Source organism: Pseudomonas sp. 30_B, from assembly GCF_017491605.1.
Lineage (GTDB): Bacteria > Pseudomonadota > Gammaproteobacteria > Pseudomonadales > Pseudomonadaceae > Pseudomonas.
The window spans coordinates 25547-48006 of record NZ_JAFGYY010000014.1 but is presented as its reverse complement, the minus strand read 5'-3'; the positions used below and the strand labels follow the sequence as shown (position 1 = coordinate 48006).

Below are 22460 nucleotides of genomic sequence, written 5' to 3'. Positions count from 1 at the left end.
CATAGTGGTGGTATGTGGCAGTGAAGGGCCACCGTCTTGGCCTGCCTGTTGGTACTACTGCCCAGGAGAGCGCCATGACCACCCGCACGAAACACGCGTCGCCCACCGTCACCACCGACCAGCAGGACTACCCACCCGGTAGCACCGCCACCATCACGGCCAGCGGCTTCGCTGCCGGCAGCACGCTGAGGTTCCAGGTGCAACATGCCTCAGGCGCGGGTGCGGATGGCATCTGGGGTACGCCCGACGACGTGATCGTCATCACCTCCGGCGCGGGCCACGATCCCTGGTACGTGACCGACGGCGGCCCCGACGATCTCGACGGCCAGGCCAACGGCAGCGTCACCACCTCGTGGTACGTGAACCCCGACGACTCGGCCGGCGCGACCTTCCTGCTCACCGCGACCGCCGCTGACGGGGCCGTGGCGACAGCCTCCTTCACCGACTCCCCGGTGGTTGTGGCCACCGGCGTGACCGTCACCGAGGACGAAACCGACGGGCTGCAGAACGCCACAGCCACGCCAGCTCCTCCGAGCGATGCCGACGACAACGACATCCTGCTGGCCGCACTGCCCACGGCCTTCTCCGACCGGCTGACCGCACTGGGGGCTGGCACCGCCACGGGCGCCGCCCTGAGTGGTTATACCGGCGCCATCGGTGACAACGGCAGCGATGCGTTCAACCTCAACCCACTGCCCGGCGGCAGCATCACCGATGTCCGCTTCGCCGATAGCGGCGGCGCGGCGCTCAATGGCCTGGACAGCGGACTGCAGACCCTCGATGGCACCCACATCCTTCTCTATACGGATACGACCAACAACAACGTCCTTGTGGGCCGGGCCGGTAGCGCGAACGGCGCGATAGTGCTCGCGGCCTATATCCAGGAAACCGGATCGCCGCCCACCGGCGGCAAGATCTGGACCGTGGAATACCAGCCGCTCAAGCATCCGGACGCCACTAATCCCGACGATGCCGTCAACCTGCTGAACAAGGTCTTCATCGGCACCAGCCAGGACCTGACCTTCAGCCTGGAGAACGCGCCCTCCGGACAGAACCTGTTCCTGATGTTCACCTCGGCGAATCCGGACACCTATACCGACGCCAGTAACGTCGTGCGTATATCGACACCGACCATCATCGCCACCGGCGAGGACCCGGCGGACCAGTCGTCCGGCGCCAACATCAATACCGGTGACACCATCAATACCAGCCAGGGTGGCGGCCCCACCACCTTCGGCACCAACAACCAGATGATCGTGGAACAGGAAGGCATACGGTTTTCGTTCGTCACCGGTGCCCGGCAGGACGTGACCGTCCCCAACCTGGACCAGAACGAAGCGGACGTTGAGGCCAACATCGATTTCACCGACGTGCTCAATACGAAGAAGGCCGCCTTCGACATCGTGCAGTTGCAGGGCGGCAAGAGTGCGGTGGTCACCATCAGCGCGTTCAGCACCGCGGTGGAATCGGGCGTGAATTTCATCAACGGCTATGGCAACGACACCGCGATCGCCATCAGCAATGTGCGTGTCATCAACATCAGCACCGGGCAGGTCATCGAGAACTCGGATGGTTCGGTGAATGATCCGAGCATTGCCATCAGCTTCAACGGCGGGGTTGCAACAGTCACCGGCGTCCTGGCCGGCTACTCGATCGAATACACCACGCTGCTGGATCACAACCGCGTGCTGGTGCAGAACGGGGCCCCCGTCGACGCGTCGGGCAATGACCACGCCGACTTCGACGTCGGCGGCTTCCGGCTGCTCCAGGTCGCCACGGCGACCGGCGAGATCGGCTCAAAGATGAGCTTCGAGGACGATGGCCCGACAGCAGCCGGCACCCCGGCGACCGGCACCGTCGACGAAGACGGCCTGCCCAGTGGTATTCCCGGTGGCGTCGGCGACGTTCCCGGCGAGGCTACCGTCGCCAGCGGCAGCGTGACCGGTATCTTCCACTCCGGGGCCGATGCTCCGCTGACCTACAGCATGTCCAGCGATACCAGCGGCCTGCAGGCGCTGAGCTCCGGCGGTACCGCGCTGGTCTACAGCGTCGTGGGCAACACCCTCACCGCCACCGCAGGGGTGGGCGGCGCCACCGTGTTCACCTTCAGCCTGACCTCGGCAGGCGCCTATACCTTCACCCTGCTCGGCCCGCTGGATCATCCGGCCGGCAACAATGAAAACGACCTCACCCTCAACCTGGGCACCCTGCTGCAAGCCACCGACAAGGACGGCGACACGGTAACGGCCGCAGCCGAGAAACTGGCCATCACCGTCGATGACGACACGCCGAACGCCACGGGGGCCGCTGCGACCGGCACCGTCGACGAAGACGGCTTGCCCAATGGTATCGCCGGAGGTGTTGGCGACGTTCCCGGCGAGGCTACCGTCGCCAGCGGCAGCGTGGCTGGCATCTTCCACTCGGGCGCCGACGTGCCGCTGACCTACTCCATGGCCAGTGATACCAGCGGCCTGCAGGCGCTGAGCTCCGGCGGTACCGCGCTGGTCTACAGCGTCGTGGGCAACACCCTCACCGCCACGGCGGGGGTCGGCGGCGCCACCGTGTTCACCTTCAGCCTGACCTCGGCAGGCGCCTATACCTTCACCCTGCTCGGCCCGCTGGATCACCCAGCTGGCAATGACGAGAACGACCTCACCCTCAACCTGGGCACGCTACTGCAGGCCACCGACAAGGACGGCGACACGGTGACGGCCGCAGCCGAGAAGCTGGTCATCACCGTCGATGACGATACCCCGACAGCAACGGGTACACCCGCGACCGGAACGGTCGATGAAGACGGTCTACCCAATGGCATCGCCGGCGGTGTTGGCGACGTTCCCGGCGAGGCTACCGTGGCCAGCGGCAGCGTGACCGGTATCTTCCACTCCGGCGCCGATGTGCCGCTGACCTACAGCCTGTCCAGCGATACCAGCGGACTGCAGGCACTGAGCTCAGGCGGCACGGCGCTGGTCTACGGCGTCGTGGGCAACACCCTCACCGCCACCGCAGGGGTCGGCGGTGCCACGGTGTTCACCTTCAGCCTCACCTCGGCAGGCGCCTATACCTTCACCCTGCTCGGCCCGCTGGATCATCCGGCCGGCAACAATGAAAACGACATCAACATCAACCTCGGCACCCTGCTGCAAGCCACCGACAAGGACGGCGACACGGTGACGGCCGCAGCCGAGAAACTGGCCATCACCGTCGACGACGACACGCCGAACGCCACGGGAGCCGCTGCGACCGGCACCGTCGACGAAGACGGCTTGCCCAATGGCATCGCCGGCGGAGTTGGCGATGTTCCCGGCGAGGCTACCGTGGCCAGCGGCAGCGTGACCGGTATCTTCCACTCCGGCGCCGACGTGCCGCTGACCTACAGCATGTCCAGCGATACCAGCGGCCTGCAGGCACTGAGTTCCGGCGGCACGGCGCTGGTCTACGGCGTCGCGGGCAACACCCTCACCGCCACCGCAGGGGTCGGCGGTGCCACCGTGTTTACCTTCAGCCTGACCTCGGCAGGCACCTATACCTTCACCCTGCTCGGCCCGCTGGATCACCCCGCTGGCAACAATGAAAACGACATCATCGTCAATCTCGGCACGCTTCTGCAGGCCACCGACAAGGACGGCGACACGGTGACGGCCGCAGCCGAGAAACTGGCCATCACCGTCGACGACGACACGCCGAACGCAACCGGCAGCCCGGTGACCGGTACGGTCGACGAAGACGGCCTGCCCAACGGCATCGCCGGCGGAGTTGGCGATGTTCCCGGCGAGGCCACAGTCGCCAGCGGCAGCGTGGCCGGCATCTTCCACTCTGGCGCCGATGTGCCGCTGACTTACAGCCTGTCCAGCGATACCAGCGGCCTGCAGGCACTGAGTTCAGGCGGTACCGCTCTGGTCTATAGCGTCGTGGGCAACACCCTCACCGCCACCGCCGGTGTGGGCGGCACCAGCGTCTTCACCTTCAGCCTCAGCTCGGCAGGCGCCTATACCTTCACCCTGCTCAAGCCACTGGATCACCCCGCCGGCAACAATGAGAACGACATCAACATCAACCTCGGCTCGCTGCTGCAAGCCACCGACAAGGACGGTGACACGGTAACGGCCGCAGGTGGAAAACTGGTCATCACCGTCGATGACGACACGCCGGACGCCACAGGAACCGCTGCGACCGGCACCGTCGATGAAGACGGCCTACCCAACGGCATTGCCGGCGGCATCGGCGACGTCCCCGGCGTGGCCACAGTCGCCAGCGGCAGCGTGACCGGCATCTTCCACTCCGGCGCCGATGTGCCGCTGACCTACTCCATGGCCAGCGATACCAGTGCTCTGCAGGCCTTGAGCTCGGGCGGCACGGCGCTGGTCTACGGCGTCGTAGGCAACACCCTCACCGCCACGGCTGGGGTGGGCGGTGCCACGGTGTTCACCTTCAGCCTCAGCTCGGCAGGCGCCTACGCGTTCACCCTGCTCAAGCCGCTGGATCACCCGGCCGGCAACAACGAGAACGACATCAACATCAACCTCGGCACCCTGCTGCAAGCCACCGACAAGGACGGTGACAAGGTCACCGCCGCAGCCGAGAAACTGGTCATCACCGTCGATGACGACACCCCGACCGCGACCGGCACCCCGGTGACCGGCATCGTCGACGAAGACGGCCTGCCCGGTGGCATCCCCGGCGGCATCGGCGACGTGGCCGGCCAGGCTACAGTGGCCAGCGGCAGCGTGACCGGGATCTTCCAGTCCGGTGCCGACGTGCCGCTGACCTATAGCCTGTCCAGCGACACCAGTGCCCTGCAGGCGCTGAGCTCCGGTGGCACGGCGCTGACCTACAGCGTCTCGGGCAGCACACTCACCGCCAAGGCCGGCGCGATCAATGTATTCACGCTGAGCCTGACCGCAGCAGGTGCCTACACCTTCACCCTGCTCAAGCCGCTGGATCACCCGAGCGGCAACAACGAGAACGACATCAACATCAACCTCGGCACCCTGCTGCAAGCCACTGACAAGGATGGCGACACGGTTACCGCCGCGGCCGAGAAACTGGTCATCACCGTCGATGACGACACGCCGACTCTCGCCTTCGGCAACCTGATCGGCACCGGCAGCATCCTTCCGCAGACCGGATACTGGGACAAGGCATATGGCGCCGACGGGCTGGGTGCGGCCGGTCTGGATATTGCGTTGACCGGGTTCACCCTGGTCAGGCCGGATAACTCGACCACCCCCGGGACCGGCACGCTCACCGAGCAGTCGCCGTCGCCTGACGCCAATGGCGCGTTCCACTTTGCAGGGAAGCTGACCGGTGACTTCGACAATAACGCCGCCACCGCGAACACCAGCGTCGACTACACGCTGACCGCCTTTGCCGATGGCCATTACACACTGGACCTGGTACAGGGCTTCATCTCGACGCTGGTGCTCAGCAGTGCCAACGGCTCGCTGGATGCCGGCGGGCCGGACCCGGTGCGCACGCTGACGATCGGCACCGAACAGGTCGTCTTCTTCGGCGCCAACCCGCTGGCTCCGCAGACCGGGGCCAACAGTATCCTGACCGGTATCGGACTCGGGGCGACCGATCCCACCGAAGCGCAACTGCAAACCAACCCCCTGCCGTCGTACATCGGCTCGGCAGCCATGAACGTCAGCACCTCCGGCATCGGTATCGCCAACAACAACCTGGAGGGCAACAACACGGCGGGCATCAATGCCGGTGACGAAAGCTTTGTCGTCAATCCCAAGACCTTGCTGACAGCCATGAAGGTCTATATCGACAACTCGGTGCAGGGCTACGACCCCACCACGGAAGAGCTGTATTACACGGCCTACTACAACGACGGCACGACGTCCGGCACCCCCATCAAGGTGCAAGCCGCCGATCTGCACGCGGAAGCGGGGGGACAGAAGTCCTTCACCGTGCAGACGGTCGGCAGCAAGCTGATCGATGCCGTCCAACTCATCATGGGCAAGGGCACGATCAAGGTGCCGACGATCGAGTTCATCAAGCAGGTCGAAAGCCTGGCCAGCGACGTCAAGCTGACATTCAACGCCACGGTCACGGACAAGGACGGAGACCCGGCGAGCAGCTCGTTCGCCGCCAACCTGTTTGCCAACGATGGGGCCGGTGCGACCTTCCAGTACACGCTGGCGGGCACTGCCGGGGCGCGCGACGCCTTCAACGTCGACCTGGTACGCCCGGAAAACACCTACCAGGTCACCGGCTTCGATGTGACCGTGGGCCACCGGGACGCAATCGTGCTCAATGGCGACCTGGCTTCCACCTTCACGATCGACAACACCGGCGCCAACAGCATCGTCGCGGTTCATGAGACGGGCGGACAAACCACCACCATCACCGTGGTCGGGGTCGACCTGCTGAATACCGACATCGTGCACGGCAGCGCCTGACCGTTCGCGCATAAAAAAGCGAGGGTGGTGTGGAAACCACCCTCGCTTTTTCTTTGCCGCTCGCAGGAGCGAGGTTCAACGAGAGACGCCCTGGGCGCCTTGAAGAGGCTGGGCATCCGGCCGTGATGAACCACGATCCAGCTCCACCCAGGATGACTCGGGCGGCAACTCGCTGTCGGTGAGCCCGTGCTTGAGCGCATACATCAGCAAGTCCATGCGGTTGATCAGATGCAGCTTCTGATAAATGCTGCTGAGGTGGTTATGCACGGTGTGTTCGCTGATGCCCAGGTGCTCGGCGATGCTCATGTATTTGGCGGACGGGTCTTCCACGATGGCGCGGATCAGCTCCTTCTCGCGCACCGTCAGCCGCGCCTGCCTCGGCTGTTCCGGATTGCATTTCAGGTGCATATGCCCGTTCGCGGCATAGCTGGACAGCCCGCCAGCCCAGGCCCTGTCCAGCCCGATGTCGCGATGATGGACATTGATGATGGCCTGCACGATCGACTCCGTCGGGTCTTCCGCCAGCACCACGCCACGTGCGCCCGCCTGTATCGCCTGGGCAACCGGGACCGATTCATACAGCCCCTTGAGCACCAGCACTTTCATTGCGGCGCTACGAGCGAGCTCCGCGACAACCTCCAGCGGGCTCAGCGCATCCGGAAAGAAACTGAAGAAGATCACATCGGGACTCAACTGGTCGGCGAGATCCAGCGCGTAGGCATAGGTACTGGCCTGGCCACCCACTTCCATCTGCGGCCGTCTGCCGTCGATGAGGTCGTGAAGCCCCATGAGAACCAGGGGACGGCAGTCAATCAGCATCACACGTATGGTCTTTGTACGGTCAGGCATTTTCTTTCTGACCTCCTGAAGGATAAACCATGGCCTACACCCACGGACTTTTCGGAATCAGCGATTCGTCCACCCGTCCACCGCGCTTGGCAGACGGATGCGAGAACCGACAAGCCTTGGCGGGGCTCGCTCGGGTGTGGACAACAAGGGGGACTGGCTCTGGGTAGCCGTCCATTCGCTGCATCAGTAGCAGTTGCGGACGCATCCAGGAACCGGGGGGGCCGTCGAGATGACACAGATGGGGAATAGCTACCGCAAGCCCAGGATCTCGTTCTCCTCGACTGGTCAACAGAGTCTAGGTCAGCCTTTGCGTCCATCGCAGAGCCAAGGCAAGGGTGACAAGTCCGCCGGATATCCCCCAGAAATCGTAAATAGCTGTACTTAATCAATGAGTTAAATCAGCGCCAGGCAACTGACGGCCCCATTCTTGCGCGGACCAAAGCGTCAATTTTCCGACAAAAGGCGCACAAAAAACGGAAAAATGATAATTACGTCAAATTATCGTCGAAGCCCCATTCAGGTGGCACACGGCCAGCGATGCGAATTACCCGGACACCCCGGCGGTGCCCGCGTCGAGTCACGACCGGAGGATTGCTCGGCCAGTCGAACAGGCAGCTATCGGCTGGGTCAGGGGCGCATGATGTCGGTGGCAGAACGGTCGGCACTCAGCCAGCCATTCACGCTCTGGACGCTTTCAACCGGCGCTTTCCCCGCCCAGCGATTGAGCGTGAACACGTTGCTGAGGAATTCATATTGCGTCTTGAGCAGATCACGCCGGGCGCGGAATTCGTTGCGCACCGCGGCCAGCACATCGACGGCGTTGACCATGCCGTAGGTCAGCCCTTTCTCCGCCGCCACCCGGGACAGCTGCGCCGACGACAGCGCCACCCGGCTCGCCTCGATCTTCTCGCCATTCGAATTGGCGGTCAGGTAGGCGCTGGTGATCTCCTTGACCACCCGACGCCGAATCTCCTCCCGTTGCTCCTCGGCGACCACCTGGTCCTGGTAGAGCCCACGGACCCGCGCCGAGGTCGACCCGCCGCTGTAGATCGGCACCTGAACGCCGACGCCGGCCACGTAGCTGTCGGTGCGAGGCGCCAGGGAGTTGTTGTAGCCCTCGTTGGTCTGTTGTGCGCTGAGGCTCAGGCTCACGGTCGGATAGTGCCCGCCCTTGCCACTGCGCAACGCCGCTTCCGCGGCTTCGACGCCGCTTTCGCTGGCCTTGAGCGCCGGGTTCTGCGCTATCCCCTCGCGGACCCAGTTCTCCAGGCTCTGCCCCGATACCTGCATGTGCACGTCGTCGCGAACCCGGCTGAGCCGCTCCTTCACGGGCCGGCCGACAATCTCCGCCAGCGACTCCCGGCTGATGGTGGCCTGGTTGCTGGCCTCCAGTTCCTGCGCCGCGAGCAGGTCCACCCGGGCCTTGAGGTCGAGCTGATCGGTCACCAGTGCCAACTGCTTTTCGTAGAGCGCAGTGACCCGGTCCAGGCTTTCCTGCGTGGTTCGACGCTCCGCCTTCACCAGCTCCAGTTCATCCTCGGCCGCCAGGGCGGTGAAATACCGCCGCGCCAGCTCCACGGTGGCCTCCGCCTGGGCGTCCTGGGCCTCGGATTCGGTCTGCTTGGCAAGGCTCTGGAACTTCTTGTAGTTCTCCCACGCGGCCTTGTTGTAGAGGTACTGACGCAACACCAGGCTGTAGGTTTCGGCGTCGTAACTGTCCTGGATAATGTCGTTTTCCTGGCGAATCTGGTTCACCCCGGCGTTCAGCGACACCTGTGGCAACAGCGTGCCCAGGGCTTCGCGCTGATGCTCCTGCCCCGCCTTGGCCTGGGCGAAGGAGGCCAGGACCTTCGGGTCCTCCAGCCGCGCCTCGCGATACAACTGCATCAGGTCGCTGGAAAGCGTCGATGCGCTGGCCCCGGCCGAGGTTGTCGCGGCCGATTGCGCAAGGGCGCCGCCCGCCGCCAGCATGAACATCCCCGCCAACAGAACTGCCGACGTGTCCATGGTCATTCCTCGATCATCGATTGCGCCAGGGCGTTGCGGGCCGGCTGCATCAGGTACTGCAGCAGCGTGCGCTGCCCCGTGATGATCAACACGTCCGCCGGCATCCCCGGCACCAGCTTGCGCTCGCCCAGCGTATGCACACCGTGCTCGGTTACCCGGACCCGCGCCAGGTAGTAGGGTGTCCCGTTCTTTTCATTGACCAGGCGGTCTGCCGACACACTGCTGACCTCGCCTTCGATTACCGGCGTGGTCGCGGAATTGAACGCACTGAAACGGATATCGGCGCGCTTGCCGATGGCGATGCGGTCGATATCCACGGGCGGCACCTGCGCCTCGATGATCAGCTCGGAAACCGAGGGAACGATGTCCAGCAGCGGCGTCCCCGGATGCACCACACCGCCCACGGTGTGCACCGTCATGCCGATCACCATGCCCGCGTCGGGTGCGCGGATGACGATGCGGTTGAGCCGGTCCTCCAGGGATGAGGTCTTCTCCCGCAGGTCGTAGATCTTGGTCTGGACTTCGGCCAACTGCTTGGCGACCTCGGAATTGAAGTCCTTGTCGACCTGCAGGATCTGCAGTTGCGTTTCGTTGATCTGCAGGCGCGCCCGGTTGATCGTGGCGCGGTGGTCCGCCACCTCGGACTTGAGCATCCCCAGCTTGCGCTCCTGCTCGACCAGGCGCTGCTTGTCGACGAAGCCCTGCTTGAGCAGGTCGGACAGCTCGCCGATTTCACCACTGTAGGATTTCGCCAGCTGCAGCTTGGCGTCGATCACCGATTCGAGCCCGCCGATCTGCTGATTCAACTGGCCGATGCGCTCGCGCAGCACCGCAATCTGCCCCTGCCGTGAGCCCTGGCGGGCGCTGAATACCTGGGTTTCGTTCTGGCGCGCCTCCACGACTCGCGGGCTGGTGCTCCCGGTCATCTCGCCAAAGTCGATCGCAGACAGGGAGTCGCGTTCGGCCTTGAGCCTGGCCTCCATGGCCTTGGCCGCAATCAGCTGGCTGCGCGTCATCTCGTACTCGAAGCGCAACTGGGCGTCATCGAGAACGATCAGCGGATCATCCCGTTTGACGATGTCGCCGTCGTGCACCAGGACCTCCTTGACGATGCCGCCTTCCAGGTGCTGGACCGTCTTGCGGTAGGTCTGCACGGTGACCACCCCCGGCGCGTAAACGGCCCCGTCGAGCGGCGCGAAGGCCGCCCAGGTGCCGAACAGGCCGAAGGTCACCCCGACGATGGCGAGGCCCAGGCGGCGAATCTTGCGATCCGATACCGGCAGGTCAGCGAAGCTTTCAATTTGACGACTGGGCATCGTGGTCGTCCTTGCCGGTATCCACCGGAGCAATGCTGGCGCCTGCGGGCATGGCACGCTGGTGTACCTGCTGAACCTGTTGCTGTGCCTGCTGTTGGGCTTGCTGCTGCGCCTGCAACTGCTTGGCATTGAGTTCGGCCAGCACCTGATCGCGCGGCCCGTAGAGCGTGATGATCCCGTCGTTCATCAGCATGAGCCGGTCAAGTTGCGAGACCAGGTTGGTGCGATGGGTAATGATGAACACCGTCGCGCCGGTCTGCTTGAGCTGCTGGATCGCCGCCGCCAGGGCGCGGTCACCGACATCGTCGAGATTGGAATTGGGCTCGTCGAGCACGATCAGCCGCGGATTGCCGTACAGGGCGCGGGCAAGCCCGATGCGCTGGCGCTGCCCTCCCGAGAGCATGACGCCCTCGCTGCCGATAACGGTGTCGTAGCCATCGGGCAGCAGCAGGATCATTTCGTGGACGCCCGCCATCCTGGCTGCCTGGATGACCTTTTCCGAATCGACGTCGGTGAAGCGGGCGATGTTCTCGCCAACGCTGCCTTCGAACAGCTCGATGTCCTGGGGCAGGTAACCGATATGCGGCCCGAGCGCATGTTTGTCCCAGGTGCTGATGTCCGCGCCGTCCAGCCGGACCACGCCATGCTGTGCCGCCCACACGCCCATCAGCGCCCTGACCAGGGTCGACTTGCCGGCGGCACTGGGACCGATGATGCCCACTACGCAGCCGGCGGGCACACTGAAGCTGATGTTCTTGAGGATCGGCGTCTTCGAGCCGGGCGCGGTGACCACCAGATTCTCCACCTGCACATGGCCCTGCGGCGCCGGCAACGGCATCCGCTCGGGTTGCGACTGCAGTTTTTCGAGGACGCCATTCAAGCGGCTGTACTGCGAACGGGCCGAGATGAAGCCCTTCCAACTGCCGATGAGCAGATCGATCGGGGCCAGCGCACGCCCCAGCAACACGGCCCCGGCGAACACCATGCCCGCCCCGACCTGGTGATCCACCGCCAGGTACGCCCCCAGCCCCAGCACCAGGGATTGCACCAGGAGCCGGAAGGTGCGGGAAAGCGTACTGACCATGACGCCCTTGTCGCTCGCCAGGGACTGCAGCAGCAGCACGTTCCTCTGCCGATGCCCCCAACGGTCCATCAGGGTTTCCAGCATGCCCATGGACTCGATGACTTCAGCGTTGCGCAGGTTCTTGGTGGTATAGAGCGTCGCCCCGATATGTTCCTTGTTGGCCTGGGCCAGTGCCGGGGCGGTCAGCTTCTCGTTGACGTAGGCCAGCAGCAACAACAACAGGGCACTACCCGTTGCCACCCAGCCGAACCAGGGATGGAACAGGAACATCACCGCAACATAGATAGGCAGCCAGGGCGCGTCGAAAAAAGCGAACAGGCCGCTGCCGGTGAGGAATTGTCGCAAGCCGGTCAGGTCATTGAGCGACTGGGCCGAGGCATCCATGCCGCCGCTGTCTAGGGCCCGTCTGAAACTGGCCTTGTACACCTGACGGCTGAGCAGCACGTCCAGCCGGGTACTGACCCGCACCATGATCCGTGAGCGAACCCATTCCAGGGAGCCGAGCGTGATCACCAGCACGGTCATGATCAGCGTCAGCATGGCCAGGGTCGTCAGGCTGCCACTGGTAATCACCCGCCCATACACCTGAAGCATATAGAAGGTGGGAACAAGCATAAGCGCGTTGATGAATAAGCTGAAAAAGCCGACGGACAGGAAGCTCTCGCGGCAAGCTTTCAACGCGCTCTTGAGGTTTTCCTCGGGGGTGACTCGCATGGGAACCTCGGCTCGAGAGGCCGACTTTTCTGGAGCTTAGATCACGCCGAAAGGCTCCGTGTAGCAAATGGCCATTTGCCAGGAATTACGTAGACGTCCCGGCATCGCCAAGGACTCGAACGACCGCAGGGAAGGCGCATCGGCAGCGACGAGCGGAAACGAAAAAAGCCCGCAGGAGGCGGGCTTTTCATGGGGCGGGTGCAGATATTTTTCGAACGCACAAACGAAAACACCGCCCCATGGGGGCGGTGTTTCGATTTTGGAGCGGGAAACGAGACTCGAACTCGCGACCCCGACCTTGGCAAGGTCGTGCTCTACCAACTGAGCTATTCCCGCATCAACTTGTTGCAACCTTCAGCTTTCGCCAAAGGGTAACGCCATTTCATCTTTCGCTTACCGCCGTTCGGCGATAAGCGAGAATTTGGAGCGGGAAACGAGACTCGAACTCGCGACCCCGACCTTGGCAAGGTCGTGCTCTACCAACTGAGCTATTCCCGCAATGGCGTCCCCTAGGGGACTCGAACCCCTGTTACCGCCGTGAAAGGGCGGTGTCCTAGGCCACTAGACGAAGGGGACGCGGCCCGGAACTTACAACATCTTTCCGACTTCTTCGCTTTGCATTTCTGCGTTTCGCGTCGAAGTGGCGCGCATTCTATGGACCCTTTGAGGGGTCGTCAACCCTTCAGAGAAAATTTTTTTAAATCAAAGACTTCTGGGTAAAAACCGAGCTGCCGCTATCAGCGGTATCACTAAGACATTACACTCGCGAAAAAACCTTCGGGAGCGTTCAGGTGTCGCCACTCGTCATTACCGTCCTGGTTCTCGTCGGCATCGCCCTGGTGATTGCCATCGGCTACATCAACCATTCGGTCGAGAACCGCAAGCTGGAACGGGCCCGCCAGAAGGCCGACCTGCTCGACCGTTCCCGGCGCTGCTCGGACATTTCCGAGTCGATGCCCGGCCAGTTCATGTCCCCGGCGCTGAAACTGCTGCTCGGCCGTATCGAGCTCGCCCTGGGCGAACGCCTGCTGGCGGTCGACAAGCAGAATACCCAGATAAAGGAACGCATCGCCGAGCTGCGTCCGCTCATTGCCCAAGGCGAGTCCATTCCGGTTCGCAATGCGCCGCAGCCTATCGTCACCGAGGCCAAGGCCAAGGACGTGCGCTTCCTCTTCGAAGCCCTCCACGCTCAAATCACCCGCTGCGCCCAGGACGGCCTGCTGCCACGCAACGAAGCCCAGCAGTGGGTGAAGGAAATCCGCCACCTGCTCACCCTTCTGCATATTGAGTTCTTCGGCAACCTCGGCCAGCAGGCCCTGCAACAGGGGCAGCCGGGGCAGGCGCGACTGGCCTTCGAGCGCGGCGTGCAGTACCTGCACAAGCAGCAGGACGCCGGCCGCTACCAGGCGCAACTGCAGCAGCTTGAGAACCAGCTGGCCCGCGCCAATGCAATGGTGCTGGAGAACGCCCAACCCGTCGCCGACCAGAACAGCGCGTTGAACGAGGGCCTCAAGGCCCTCGATGACGACGATCTGTGGAAGAAGAAGAACCTTTACGACGATTGACGCGTCGAACCTGCATATCCGGCCATCTACGCCCCAGGAGCCCTCCATGAGCCTCGTAGTCTTCGGCGCCCCGCTCTCCCCGTTCGTCCGCAAGGTCCGCCTGTTCTGCGCCGAGAAAGGCCTGGACTACCAGTTGGAGAACGTCAATCCGTTCAACCAGCCCGACTGGTACCGCGAGCTCAACCCGCTGCGCCGCGTGCCGGCGATCCGCGACGGTGACTTCACCCTCGCCGACTCCAGCGTCATCTGCCATTACCTGGAAGAGCGCGATCCGCAACGTGCGCCCCTGTGCGGCGAGACGCCCCAGACGAAGGCGCGCATCCGCTGGCTGGAAAAGTACGCCGACTACGAAGTTGCGCCACTGGCCACCTTCACCGTGTTCCGCAACCGCCTGCTCAAGCCGCTGATGGGCAAGCTCTGCGATGAAGACGCAGTAAAAGGCGCCATGCAGGAAAAACTTCCGGAGCATTTCGACTACCTGGAGAAATGCCTGGGCGCGAACCACTACTTCGTCGACAACCGCTTCAGCCTTGCCGACATCGCCATTGCCAGCCAACTGGTGAACATGCGCCACGGCGGTGAAGCGCTGGACAAGCAGCGCTGGCCATCGCTCGCCGCTCACTTCGAACGCATCGCCAACCGCCCCACCCTGGCTGCAATCCTCGAAGGCGAACAGCAGATCATCGCCAAGATCATGGCCAAGCGCTGATTCGCCCGAAGCCCCGCTCCTGAGGACGACGCGCTCTTGTAGGAGCGGATTTATCCGCGATCCGGCCGGCAGGCCGGTAGAAGAGCATCGCGGACGGAGTCCGCTCCTACGTTGTTTTCTGGGTGATACCCCTTCGGGCCAGCGCAAGCGCTGTTCGCGATGGAGCCGCGTCCCGCGTTCGCGGGGATGACGCAGGGGAACGCGAATCCCCCGTCACTCCCGCGAACGCGGGACAGCGCTTGCGCTGAACGCACTTCAGTGCGGCCCGAAGGGTGAGTAAAAGACAGTTGCTCCTACGAAAAGACAAGACTCCAGCGCACTGTCGTCCCTACGAAGAACCATGAAAAAGCCCCGCATCGGCGGGGCTTTTTCATGGGGCTATGAATCAGCAGTCAGTCAGGCGCAGGAAGATCGCCACCAGCCGCTCGATGCCAGCCTGGTCGACTTCGCTGAAGCGACCGACGCTGGGGCTGTCCAGGTCCAGCACGCCGATCAGGCGGCCTTCCTTCACCAGCGGCACCACCAGCTCGCTATTGGAAGCGCTGTCACAGGCGATGTGGCCGGGGAAGGCATGCACGTCTTCGACCCGCTGCGTTTCACGGGTACGCGCCGCCGCACCGCACACCCCCTTGGTGAAGGGAATGCGCACGCAGGCGACCTTGCCCTGGAACGGGCCGAGCACCAGCTCCTCGTTGCGATTGAGATAGAAGCCGGCCCAGTTCAGGTCCGGCAGCTCGTTGAACAGGAATGCCGAGAACTGTGCGGCGTTGGCGATGAAGTCGCGCTCGTCGGCGAACAGCGACTCCGCCTGCGCGGCCAGCAGGGCATAGCCATCCAGGCCGGCACCGGCCTGTTGCAGATCGATCATGGGGTTTCTCCTTCCAGCAGTTGGCGGCCCACCCAGTAGCGGGCGAATTGGTAGGCGCAGCGGCCATTGCGATTGCCGCGCCCGAGAGCCCAGCGAATGGCCTCTTTCTCCAGCGCTTCGTCCCAGCTCCAGCGGGTCAGGCCGGATCTGCGCGCCAGCGCCTCGATCCAGTGGCGAACCACGCTGAGGAAATGTTCCTGGGTGAAGGGATAGAAAGACAGCCAAAGTCCGAAGCGGTCGGACAGGGCGATCTTGTCCTCCACCGCTTCGTTGGGATGCAGTTCGCCGTCCACCATCTGCCAGTTCTCGTTGTCGCTCTGCCTTTCCGAGACCAGATGGCGGCGATTGGAAGTGGCATACAGCAGCACGTTGTCCGGCGCCTGTTCCAGCGAGCCATCGAGCACGCTCTTGAGCACGCGGTAGTCGCCTTCGCCGGCGTCGAACGAGAGGTCGTCGCAGAACAGCACGAAGCGCTGCGGCAGGCCGTGCAGTTGCTCGACCACGCGTGGCAGGTCGGCCAGTTGGTCGCGCTCGATCTCGATCAGGCGCAGCCCCTCGCCGGCCAGCTCGGCCAGCAGCGCACGCACCAGCGAGGATTTTCCGGTGCCCCGCGCGCCCCAGAGCAAGGCGTGGTTGGCCGGCTTGCCGGCAACGAACTGGCGGGTATTGCGTGCCAACTGGTCACGCTGGGTGTCGACACCCAGCAGGTCGTCCAGGCGCAGGTCGAGGTTGACCTCCAGCGCCTGCAGGTAACCGCTGCGCCCATCGCGATGCCAGCACGCGGCCAGGCTGCGCTGCCAGTCGACGGGCGCACGCAATGCCGGCAGCAAAGGCTCCAGGCGCGTCAGCACCGACTCGGCGCGCGCGAGAAAATCATTCAGACGGGAATCCATGCGGGTCTCCACGGATCGTTCGGGTTCGGCTTCGGGCTATGCCGACAGGCGGTTCTGATGGGCTATGCTACGCCGCAGAAAAGCTTTCGCGAGGCGATGCTACGCACTCCATGGATATTGCGCTCACCCATCGCCTCTCGTTCAAGCAGGCCAGCCTCACCGTACTGGTGGCGTTCCTGCTGGGGACGCTGCTCAGCCTCATCCAGGTTGCCGTCGATTATGCCAGCCAGGACGCCTCCATCAACCGCGAAGTGCGCGCCCTGCTGGACGTCAGCCACAACCCCGCCGCGCGTATCGCCTACAACATCGACGCCGAACTGGCCCAGGAGCTGGTGGTCGGCCTGCTGCGCTCGCCGGCGGTGATCCGTGCCGAGATCATCGACAACGCCGGCACGCCGCTGGCCAGCGCCAACCGGCCACCGGCGGAAAGCCATATGCGCCGCCTCAGCGACTTCCTCTTCGGCGAGCAGCGCAGTTACGAAGAGCCGCTATTCGTCGATCACGCCCCCAGCGAATCCCTCGGCGTGCTGCGCCTGGAAATCGACACCTTCGTCTTCGGCAACGACTTCCTGCGCCGCGCCGGCGTGACCCTCATCTCCGGCTTCATCCGCAGCCTGTTGCTGTCGCTGATCCTGCTGGTGCTGTTCTACGGGCTGCTGACCAAGCCGCTGGTGAGCCTGATCGACGCCCTCAGCCGCCACGACCCGCGCTCGCCCTCGCGCCTGCGTCTGCCCTGCCCGGACGGTCACGAGCGCGACGAAATCGGTGTGCTGGTGGATGTCACCAACCGCCAGCTGAACCGCATCTCTGTAGAAATGGAGCAGCGCCGCGAAGCCGAGGACCGGCTGACCCAGTACCTGGAAGAACTGGAAAGCATCGTCGCCGCCCGCACCGCCGAGCTGAAGGCAGCGAACGCGCGCCTCACCCTGTCCAACCAGGAGCTGGAACTCGCCCGGCAGACCGCCCTGACCATGGCCCAGGCACGCGGCAGCTTCCTGGCCAACATGAGCCACGAGATCCGCACCCCGCTCAATGGCCTGCTGGGGATGCTCGGCCTGGCCCTGGACGGTCCGCTGACCACCGAGCAGCGCCAGCAACTGTCCATCGCCCATGACTCGGGCAAGGTGCTGCTGGAATTGCTCAACGATGTGCTCGACCTGTCCAAGTTCGAGGCCGGCCAGCTTGAACTGGAGCAAATCCCATTCGACCTCGGCACCCTGGTGGAAGACACCGCCAGCCTGCTGTCGCAGAACGCCGCGCCCGCGGTGGAACTCACCTGCCTGATCAGCCCGCAGTTGCCGGCACAGGTCGCCGGGGACCCGACGCGGGTGCGCCAGGTGGTGAGCAACCTGCTGTCCAACGCCCTGAAGTTCACCCGCCTGGGGCGCGTCGATGTCCGCGTCGAGCCGCAGGGCAATGGCGTGCGCATCAGCGTTCGCGACACCGGTATTGGCATCGCACCCGAGGCCTTGCAGAAAATCTTCCAGCCATTCACCCAGGCTGACGCCGGCATCGCCCGCCAGTACGGCGGCACCGGGCTGGGCCTGGCACTGACGCGCAAGCTGTGCGAAGCGATGAAGGGCGAGCTGGTGGTCAAGTCCGAACCCGGATTCGGCAGCGAATTCGTCGCCACCCTGCCCCTCCCCGCGCTGGAACCGGCACCGACGCCGCTGCCGCTCAATGGCCGGCTGATCGTGCAATGCGCAGCCAGCAGCGGTCTGGCGGCCCTGCTGGAACAGTGGCTGCCGCACTGGAGTGTCGACTACCGACGCCTGGACATCGACGCGAGCCTGGCCGGCGTGGAGCTGGATGCCCTGCTCTCGGACTGCCCGGACTGCCTGATCACCCTGCGCCGGCATTTGGCCAAGCCCGTCCTGCTGGTCACCGCCTACGGCAACTTCCTCGAACCGCCGCTGGCCCAGCACCTGGCGCCCTTGCGCCAGTTGGCCCGGCCGCTGTCACGGGCGCTGCTGTACCAGGCGCTCAAGCAAGCGTTCGAGCACCAACCGCAGCCGGCCCCCGCGGACGCCGGCAGTGCGCAGGCAGAGCGTTTCTCGGCGCGGGTGCTGCTGGTGGAGGACAACCCGGTCAACCAACTGGTGGCCAAGGGGCTGCTGCAGAAACTCGGCTGCATCGTGGCCGTCGCCGCCAACGGAGAAGAAGCCCTCGCGCAGCTGGGCGACGGCGCCTTCGACCTGGTGCTGATGGACTGCAACATGCCGGTGATGGACGGCTACCAGGCCACCCAGGCGATCCGTGAAAGCGGGCGCTGGCCGGGCCTTCCGGTCATCGCCCTGACCGCCAACGTGCTGCCGGACGAACGCGAGCGCTGCCGCTCCGCCGGCATGGACGACTACCTGGCCAAACCCTTCCACCGCGACGAACTGGCGGCGATCCTGGAGCGCTGGGTGGATCACCGCCCGCGCGGCTGAGCTCAGCCTTCCAGGCTCCTCAGCTGCGACAGCAGCGAATCCAGTTGCTCACGCAGGCCATCGGTGACGCTCAGGTCCAGGCCGCTGCGGCACAGCAGGTCCTCGCGCAACGGCAGCACCCTGTCGCGCAGCGCGAGGCCCGACGGGGTCAACCCGAGGTGTACTTCCCGCTCGTCATGCCGCGCCCGCCGGCGCTCGACCAGCCCCAGCTGTTCCAGGCGCTTGAGCAACGGCGTCAGGGTGCCGGAGTCGAGCATCAGCCGCTCACCCAGCGCCTTCACCGACGGCTGCTCCGGCCGTTCGGCCTGCCACTCCCATAGCACCAGCATCGCCAGGTACTGCGGGTAGGTCAGGCCGAGCGCATCGAGCATCGGCCGGTAACCACGGATCACCGCGCGGGATACGGCATACAGGCGAAAGCACAGCTGGTTGTCCAGTTGCAGCTCCGCCGGCAGGGACAGAGCGTCATTCATCACAGCAGCGCTTCGATCTCGGCGGAGAGTTGCTCGGGCTTGGTGGTCGGAGCGAAGCGCTTGACCACCTTGCCGTCCTGGCCGATCAGGAACTTGGTGAAGTTCCACTTGATGCCCTGGCTGCCCAGCAGGCCCGGTGCGCGCTTCTTCAGCTGCACGTAGAGCGGATGCGCCTCGGCGCCATTGACGTCGATCTTCTTGAACAGCGGAAAGCTGACGCCGAAATTCAGCTCGCAGAACTGGGTAATCTCCCCTTCGCTGCCCGGCTCCTGCTTGCCGAACTGGTTGCAGGGGAACCCCAGCACCACCAGCCCCTTGTCCTTGTACTGCCGCCACAGCGTTTCCAGCCCCTTGTACTGCGGGGTGAAGCCGCACTGGCTGGCGGTGTTCACCACCAGCAGCGCCTTGCCGCCGAAATCGGCGAGGGTCTTCTGTTCGCCCTTGATGGTGGTCACGGGGATGTTCAGCAGTGCGTCGCTCATCGGGTATGGCTCCGGCGGTAAGTGGGAAATCAAAGGATAGCGATCAATTCAATTGCGAACAATTTAATTGATTGCAAATCATCCAGTGAATGACCTGCCATCAGGATTTACCTGTAGGAGCGAGCTTGCTCGCGAACGGATTTTCCGGCGGCAACCGAGTCGGGCAGGTTCGCGAGCAAGCTCGCTCCTACGAAAGCCACGCCCAAAGAAAAGGCCCGCTCGGTGGCGGGCCTTGAGGTCACTCTTTCGGCACCAGCTTCAACGATGCCGAATTGATGCAGTAGCGCAGCCCAGTCGGCCGCGGGCCGTCGGGGAAGACGTGGCCCAGGTGCGCGTCGCACTTGCCGCAGCGCACTTCGATGCGGTGCATGCCGTGGCTGAAGTCTTCCAGTTCCTTGACCACCTCGCCGTTCACCGGCTGGAAGTAGCTCGGCCAGCCGCTGCCCGAGTCGTACTTGGCGTCGGAGTCGAACAGCGCGGTGCCGCAGCATACGCAGTGGTAGATACCGGGAGTCTTGGTGTCGTGGTATTCGCCGGTGAAGGCACGCTCGGTGCCGCCCAGACGGCAGATGTGGAACTGCTCGTCGGTGAGTTCGTCACGCCAGGAATCCAGGGGCTTTTCCAGCTTTTCCATCGATCTGCCTCCATAAACGAAAAAATGCCCAATCCCGCTCTTTTCCGCGAATCGGGCCGCACGTATGATGCGCGTGGTTAACATCAGGTTCAGAATCTGCCGCACAGAGCCTTTGCCGCGATAAAAAAGCCTTAAAATCGCTGTTTTTTCGAGCAATCCACTGTTTTCCTGTCGATTTTCAGGATCGACACCAGGGAAAAGCACTTCCGAACCGATCATTTGACGCCAGTCTGTCACCCGCGTTACAGCCTGCCAAGTCGAGCGCCCGACGCGCTCCTCCCCCGGCCGCGGACTATTTCGGAATCCAGATCATGCAGGTCACCAAATCGAACAAGCTCGCCAACGTCTGCTACGACATTCGCGGGCCCGTGCTCAAGCACGCCAAACGCCTGGAAGAGGAAGGCCACCGCATCCTCAAGCTGAACATCGGCAACCCGGCGCCGTTCGGTTTCGAAGCGCCGGACGAGATTCTCCAGGACGTCATCCGCAACCTGCCCACCGCCCAGGGCTACAGCGACTCCAAGGGCCTGTTCAGCGCGCGCAAGGCGGTGATGCAGTACTACCAGCAGAAGCAGGTGGAAGGCGTCGGCATCGAGGACATTTACCTGGGCAACGGCGTCTCCGAGCTGATCGTCATGGCGCTGCAGGCGCTGCTCAACAACGGTGACGAGGTGCTGATCCCGGCGCCCGACTACCCGCTGTGGACCGCCTCGGTCGCCCTCTCCGGCGGCAAGCCGGTGCATTACCTGTGCGACGAGCAGGCCGGCTGGTTCCCCGACGTCGCCGACATGAAGGCGAAGATCACCAGCAACACCAAGGCCCTGGTGCTGATCAACCCGAACAACCCCACCGGCGCGGTCTACTCGAAGGAAGTGCTGCTGGACATCGTCGAACTGGCGCGCCAGCACAACCTGGTGATCTTCTCCGACGAGATCTACGACAAGATCCTCTACGACGAGGCCCAGCACATCTCCACCGCCTCCCTGGCGCCGGACGTGCTCTGCCTGACCTTCAACGGCCTCTCCAAGTCCTACCGCGTGGCCGGCTTCCGTTCCGGCTGGATCGCCATTTCCGGTCCCAAGCACAAGGCGCAGAGCTACATCGAGGGCCTGGATATCCTGGCCAACATGCGCCTGTGCGCCAACGTGCCGAGCCAGCACGCGATCCAGACCGCGCTGGGCGGCTACCAGAGCATCAACGACCTGGTCCTGCCGGGCGGGCGCCTGCTGGAGCAGCGCAACCGCGCCTGGGAACTGCTCAACGACATTCCCGGCGTCAGCTGCGTGAAGCCCATGGGCGCGCTCTATGCCTTCCCGCGCATCGACCCGAAGGTCTGCCCGATCCACAACGACGAGAAATTCGTCCTCGACCTGCTGCTGTCCGAGAAGCTGCTCATCGTTCAGGGCACCGCCTTCAACTGGCCCTGGCCGGATCACTTCCGGGTGGTTACCCTGCCCCGTCTCGATGACCTGGAACAGGCCATCGGGCGCATCGGCAACTTCCTGAAAAGCTATCGCCAATAAATCATCGCCAGTGAATCCCAGCGCATAAATGGACCTGCAGATCGACGACTTCTACAAGGACTGCGCCTGCGGCCTGCTGACGCTCTACCAGGCCTTCCCGCGCAAGATCGCCCTCTACGTCGAGGACCTGATCGGCCGGGAAGAGCCTGATGAGTTCGGCCTGCCCAGCACCCGCCACCAGAGCTGCCTGGGCGCGCTGCTGTGGCTGGCCGATGAAGGCTATCTGCGCTTCGAGACGACCATTCGTTACGAAGCACTGGACCAGGCGGTGCTCAGCGAAAAGGCCTTCATGCGCCTGACTCGCATCATCCCCCACGCGGTGCGCGACGGCGGCGACCTGCCGCCCAGCGTGCGCCGCGAGCAAGCCTCCCTGGCCAACCAGCTGCGCGAAGCACTGGCCAGCCGTCATAGTGACCGCATTGCACGCCTGACCCGTCTACTCTTCGAGAGTGACCTCGGACGCCCAAGCGACACAGTTTGAAATAGTCCCCGAGTTGAATC

At 64.0% G+C, this 22460-nt stretch carries 15 protein-coding genes and 3 tRNA genes; 6 read left to right on the top strand and 12 right to left on the bottom strand.

Annotated features, from left to right (window positions below; all coding sequences use genetic code 11):
- Positions 1 to 74: 74 nt before the first annotated feature.
- Complete coding sequence (locus J5M67_RS16675; RefSeq protein WP_207886449.1) at positions 75 to 6410, top strand: hypothetical protein; 6336 nt, start codon at positions 75 to 77, stop codon at positions 6408 to 6410.
- 75 nt (positions 6411 to 6485) lie between these two features.
- Here J5M67_RS16675 and J5M67_RS16670 read toward each other — a convergent pair whose 3' ends face one another.
- The 7 genes from J5M67_RS16670 to J5M67_RS16640 all read right to left on the bottom strand — a co-directional run bounded on the left by J5M67_RS16670 (position 6486) and on the right by J5M67_RS16640 (position 12956).
- Positions 6486 to 7259, bottom strand: coding sequence for a response regulator transcription factor (locus tag J5M67_RS16670; protein WP_207886448.1), 774 nt, complete (start codon positions 7257 to 7259; stop codon positions 6486 to 6488).
- A 627-nt stretch (positions 7260 to 7886) separates the two neighbouring features.
- Entirely contained in the window at positions 7887 to 9266 is a 1380-nt protein-coding gene (locus J5M67_RS16665; RefSeq protein WP_207886447.1) for a TolC family protein, read from the bottom strand.
- Between the two features lie 2 nt (positions 9267 to 9268).
- Positions 9269 to 10582, bottom strand: a complete 1314-nt coding sequence (locus J5M67_RS16660; protein WP_207886446.1) for an HlyD family type I secretion periplasmic adaptor subunit — start codon at positions 10580 to 10582, stop codon at positions 9269 to 9271.
- The gene (locus J5M67_RS16655) at positions 10563 to 12380 is read right to left on the bottom strand and encodes a type I secretion system permease/ATPase (RefSeq protein WP_207886445.1); all 1818 of its coding nucleotides are present in this window, start codon (positions 12378 to 12380) and stop codon (positions 10563 to 10565) included. Before J5M67_RS16655 ends, J5M67_RS16660 begins: the two co-directional genes overlap by 20 nt.
- 260 nt (positions 12381 to 12640) lie before the next feature.
- Positions 12641 to 12716 (bottom strand) — tRNA-Gly (locus J5M67_RS16650).
- Positions 12717 to 12802: 86 nt separating this feature from the next.
- Positions 12803 to 12878 (bottom strand) — tRNA-Gly (locus J5M67_RS16645).
- A gap of 2 nt (positions 12879 to 12880) precedes the next feature.
- Positions 12881 to 12956, bottom strand: a tRNA-Glu gene (locus J5M67_RS16640).
- Between the two features lie 215 nt (positions 12957 to 13171).
- Between J5M67_RS16640 and J5M67_RS16635 the strand changes: the two genes are divergently transcribed.
- Together J5M67_RS16635 and J5M67_RS16630 are read left to right on the top strand one after the other, a co-directional pair.
- Positions 13172 to 13945, top strand: coding sequence for a hypothetical protein (locus J5M67_RS16635; protein ID WP_207886444.1), 774 nt, complete (start codon positions 13172 to 13174; stop codon positions 13943 to 13945).
- Between the two features lie 46 nt (positions 13946 to 13991).
- The gene (locus tag J5M67_RS16630; RefSeq protein WP_207886443.1) at positions 13992 to 14654 is read left to right on the top strand and encodes a glutathione S-transferase family protein; all 663 of its coding nucleotides are present in this window, start codon (positions 13992 to 13994) and stop codon (positions 14652 to 14654) included.
- A gap of 385 nt (positions 14655 to 15039) precedes the next feature.
- On the opposite strand, the gene J5M67_RS16625 is transcribed toward J5M67_RS16630, so the two are convergent.
- Together J5M67_RS16625 and J5M67_RS16620 are read right to left on the bottom strand one after the other, a co-directional pair.
- Positions 15040 to 15522 carry a GAF domain-containing protein gene (locus tag J5M67_RS16625; protein WP_207886442.1) on the bottom strand — a complete coding sequence of 161 codons (483 nt, stop codon included), beginning with the start codon at positions 15520 to 15522 and terminating at the stop codon, positions 15040 to 15042.
- Positions 15519 to 16415, bottom strand: a complete 897-nt coding sequence (locus J5M67_RS16620; protein ID WP_207886441.1) for an ATP-binding protein — start codon at positions 16413 to 16415, stop codon at positions 15519 to 15521. Before J5M67_RS16620 ends, J5M67_RS16625 begins: the two co-directional genes overlap by 4 nt.
- 110 nt (positions 16416 to 16525) lie before the next feature.
- Here J5M67_RS16620 and J5M67_RS16615 point away from each other — a divergent pair, with 110 nt between their 5' ends.
- On the top strand, positions 16526 to 18847 hold the full coding sequence (locus tag J5M67_RS16615) for an ATP-binding protein (protein ID WP_207886440.1): 2322 nt from the start codon (positions 16526 to 16528) through the stop codon (positions 18845 to 18847).
- A gap of 2 nt (positions 18848 to 18849) precedes the next feature.
- Here J5M67_RS16615 and J5M67_RS16610 read toward each other — a convergent pair whose 3' ends face one another.
- The 3 genes from J5M67_RS16610 to msrB all read right to left on the bottom strand — a co-directional run bounded on the left by J5M67_RS16610 (position 18850) and on the right by msrB (position 20436).
- Positions 18850 to 19320 (bottom strand): MarR family winged helix-turn-helix transcriptional regulator, encoded by a 471-nt coding sequence (locus tag J5M67_RS16610; RefSeq protein WP_207886439.1) that lies wholly within the window; start codon positions 19318 to 19320, stop codon positions 18850 to 18852.
- The gene (locus J5M67_RS16605) at positions 19320 to 19802 is read right to left on the bottom strand and encodes a glutathione peroxidase (protein ID WP_207886438.1); all 483 of its coding nucleotides are present in this window, start codon (positions 19800 to 19802) and stop codon (positions 19320 to 19322) included. The genes J5M67_RS16610 and J5M67_RS16605 overlap by 1 nt, the downstream gene beginning before the upstream one ends.
- 238 nt (positions 19803 to 20040) lie before the next feature.
- On the bottom strand, positions 20041 to 20436 hold the full coding sequence (gene msrB, locus J5M67_RS16600) for a peptide-methionine (R)-S-oxide reductase MsrB (protein WP_017516978.1): 396 nt from the start codon (positions 20434 to 20436) through the stop codon (positions 20041 to 20043).
- Between the two features lie 311 nt (positions 20437 to 20747).
- Here msrB and J5M67_RS16595 point away from each other — a divergent pair, with 311 nt between their 5' ends.
- A complete protein-coding gene (locus tag J5M67_RS16595; protein ID WP_024766955.1) occupies positions 20748 to 21959 on the top strand; it encodes a pyridoxal phosphate-dependent aminotransferase in 1212 nt (403 codons plus the stop codon).
- Positions 21960 to 21987: 28 nt separating this feature from the next.
- Positions 21988 to 22440, top strand: a complete 453-nt coding sequence (locus J5M67_RS16590; protein WP_207886437.1) for a hypothetical protein — start codon at positions 21988 to 21990, stop codon at positions 22438 to 22440.
- The last annotated feature ends 20 nt before the right edge of the window (positions 22441 to 22460 follow it).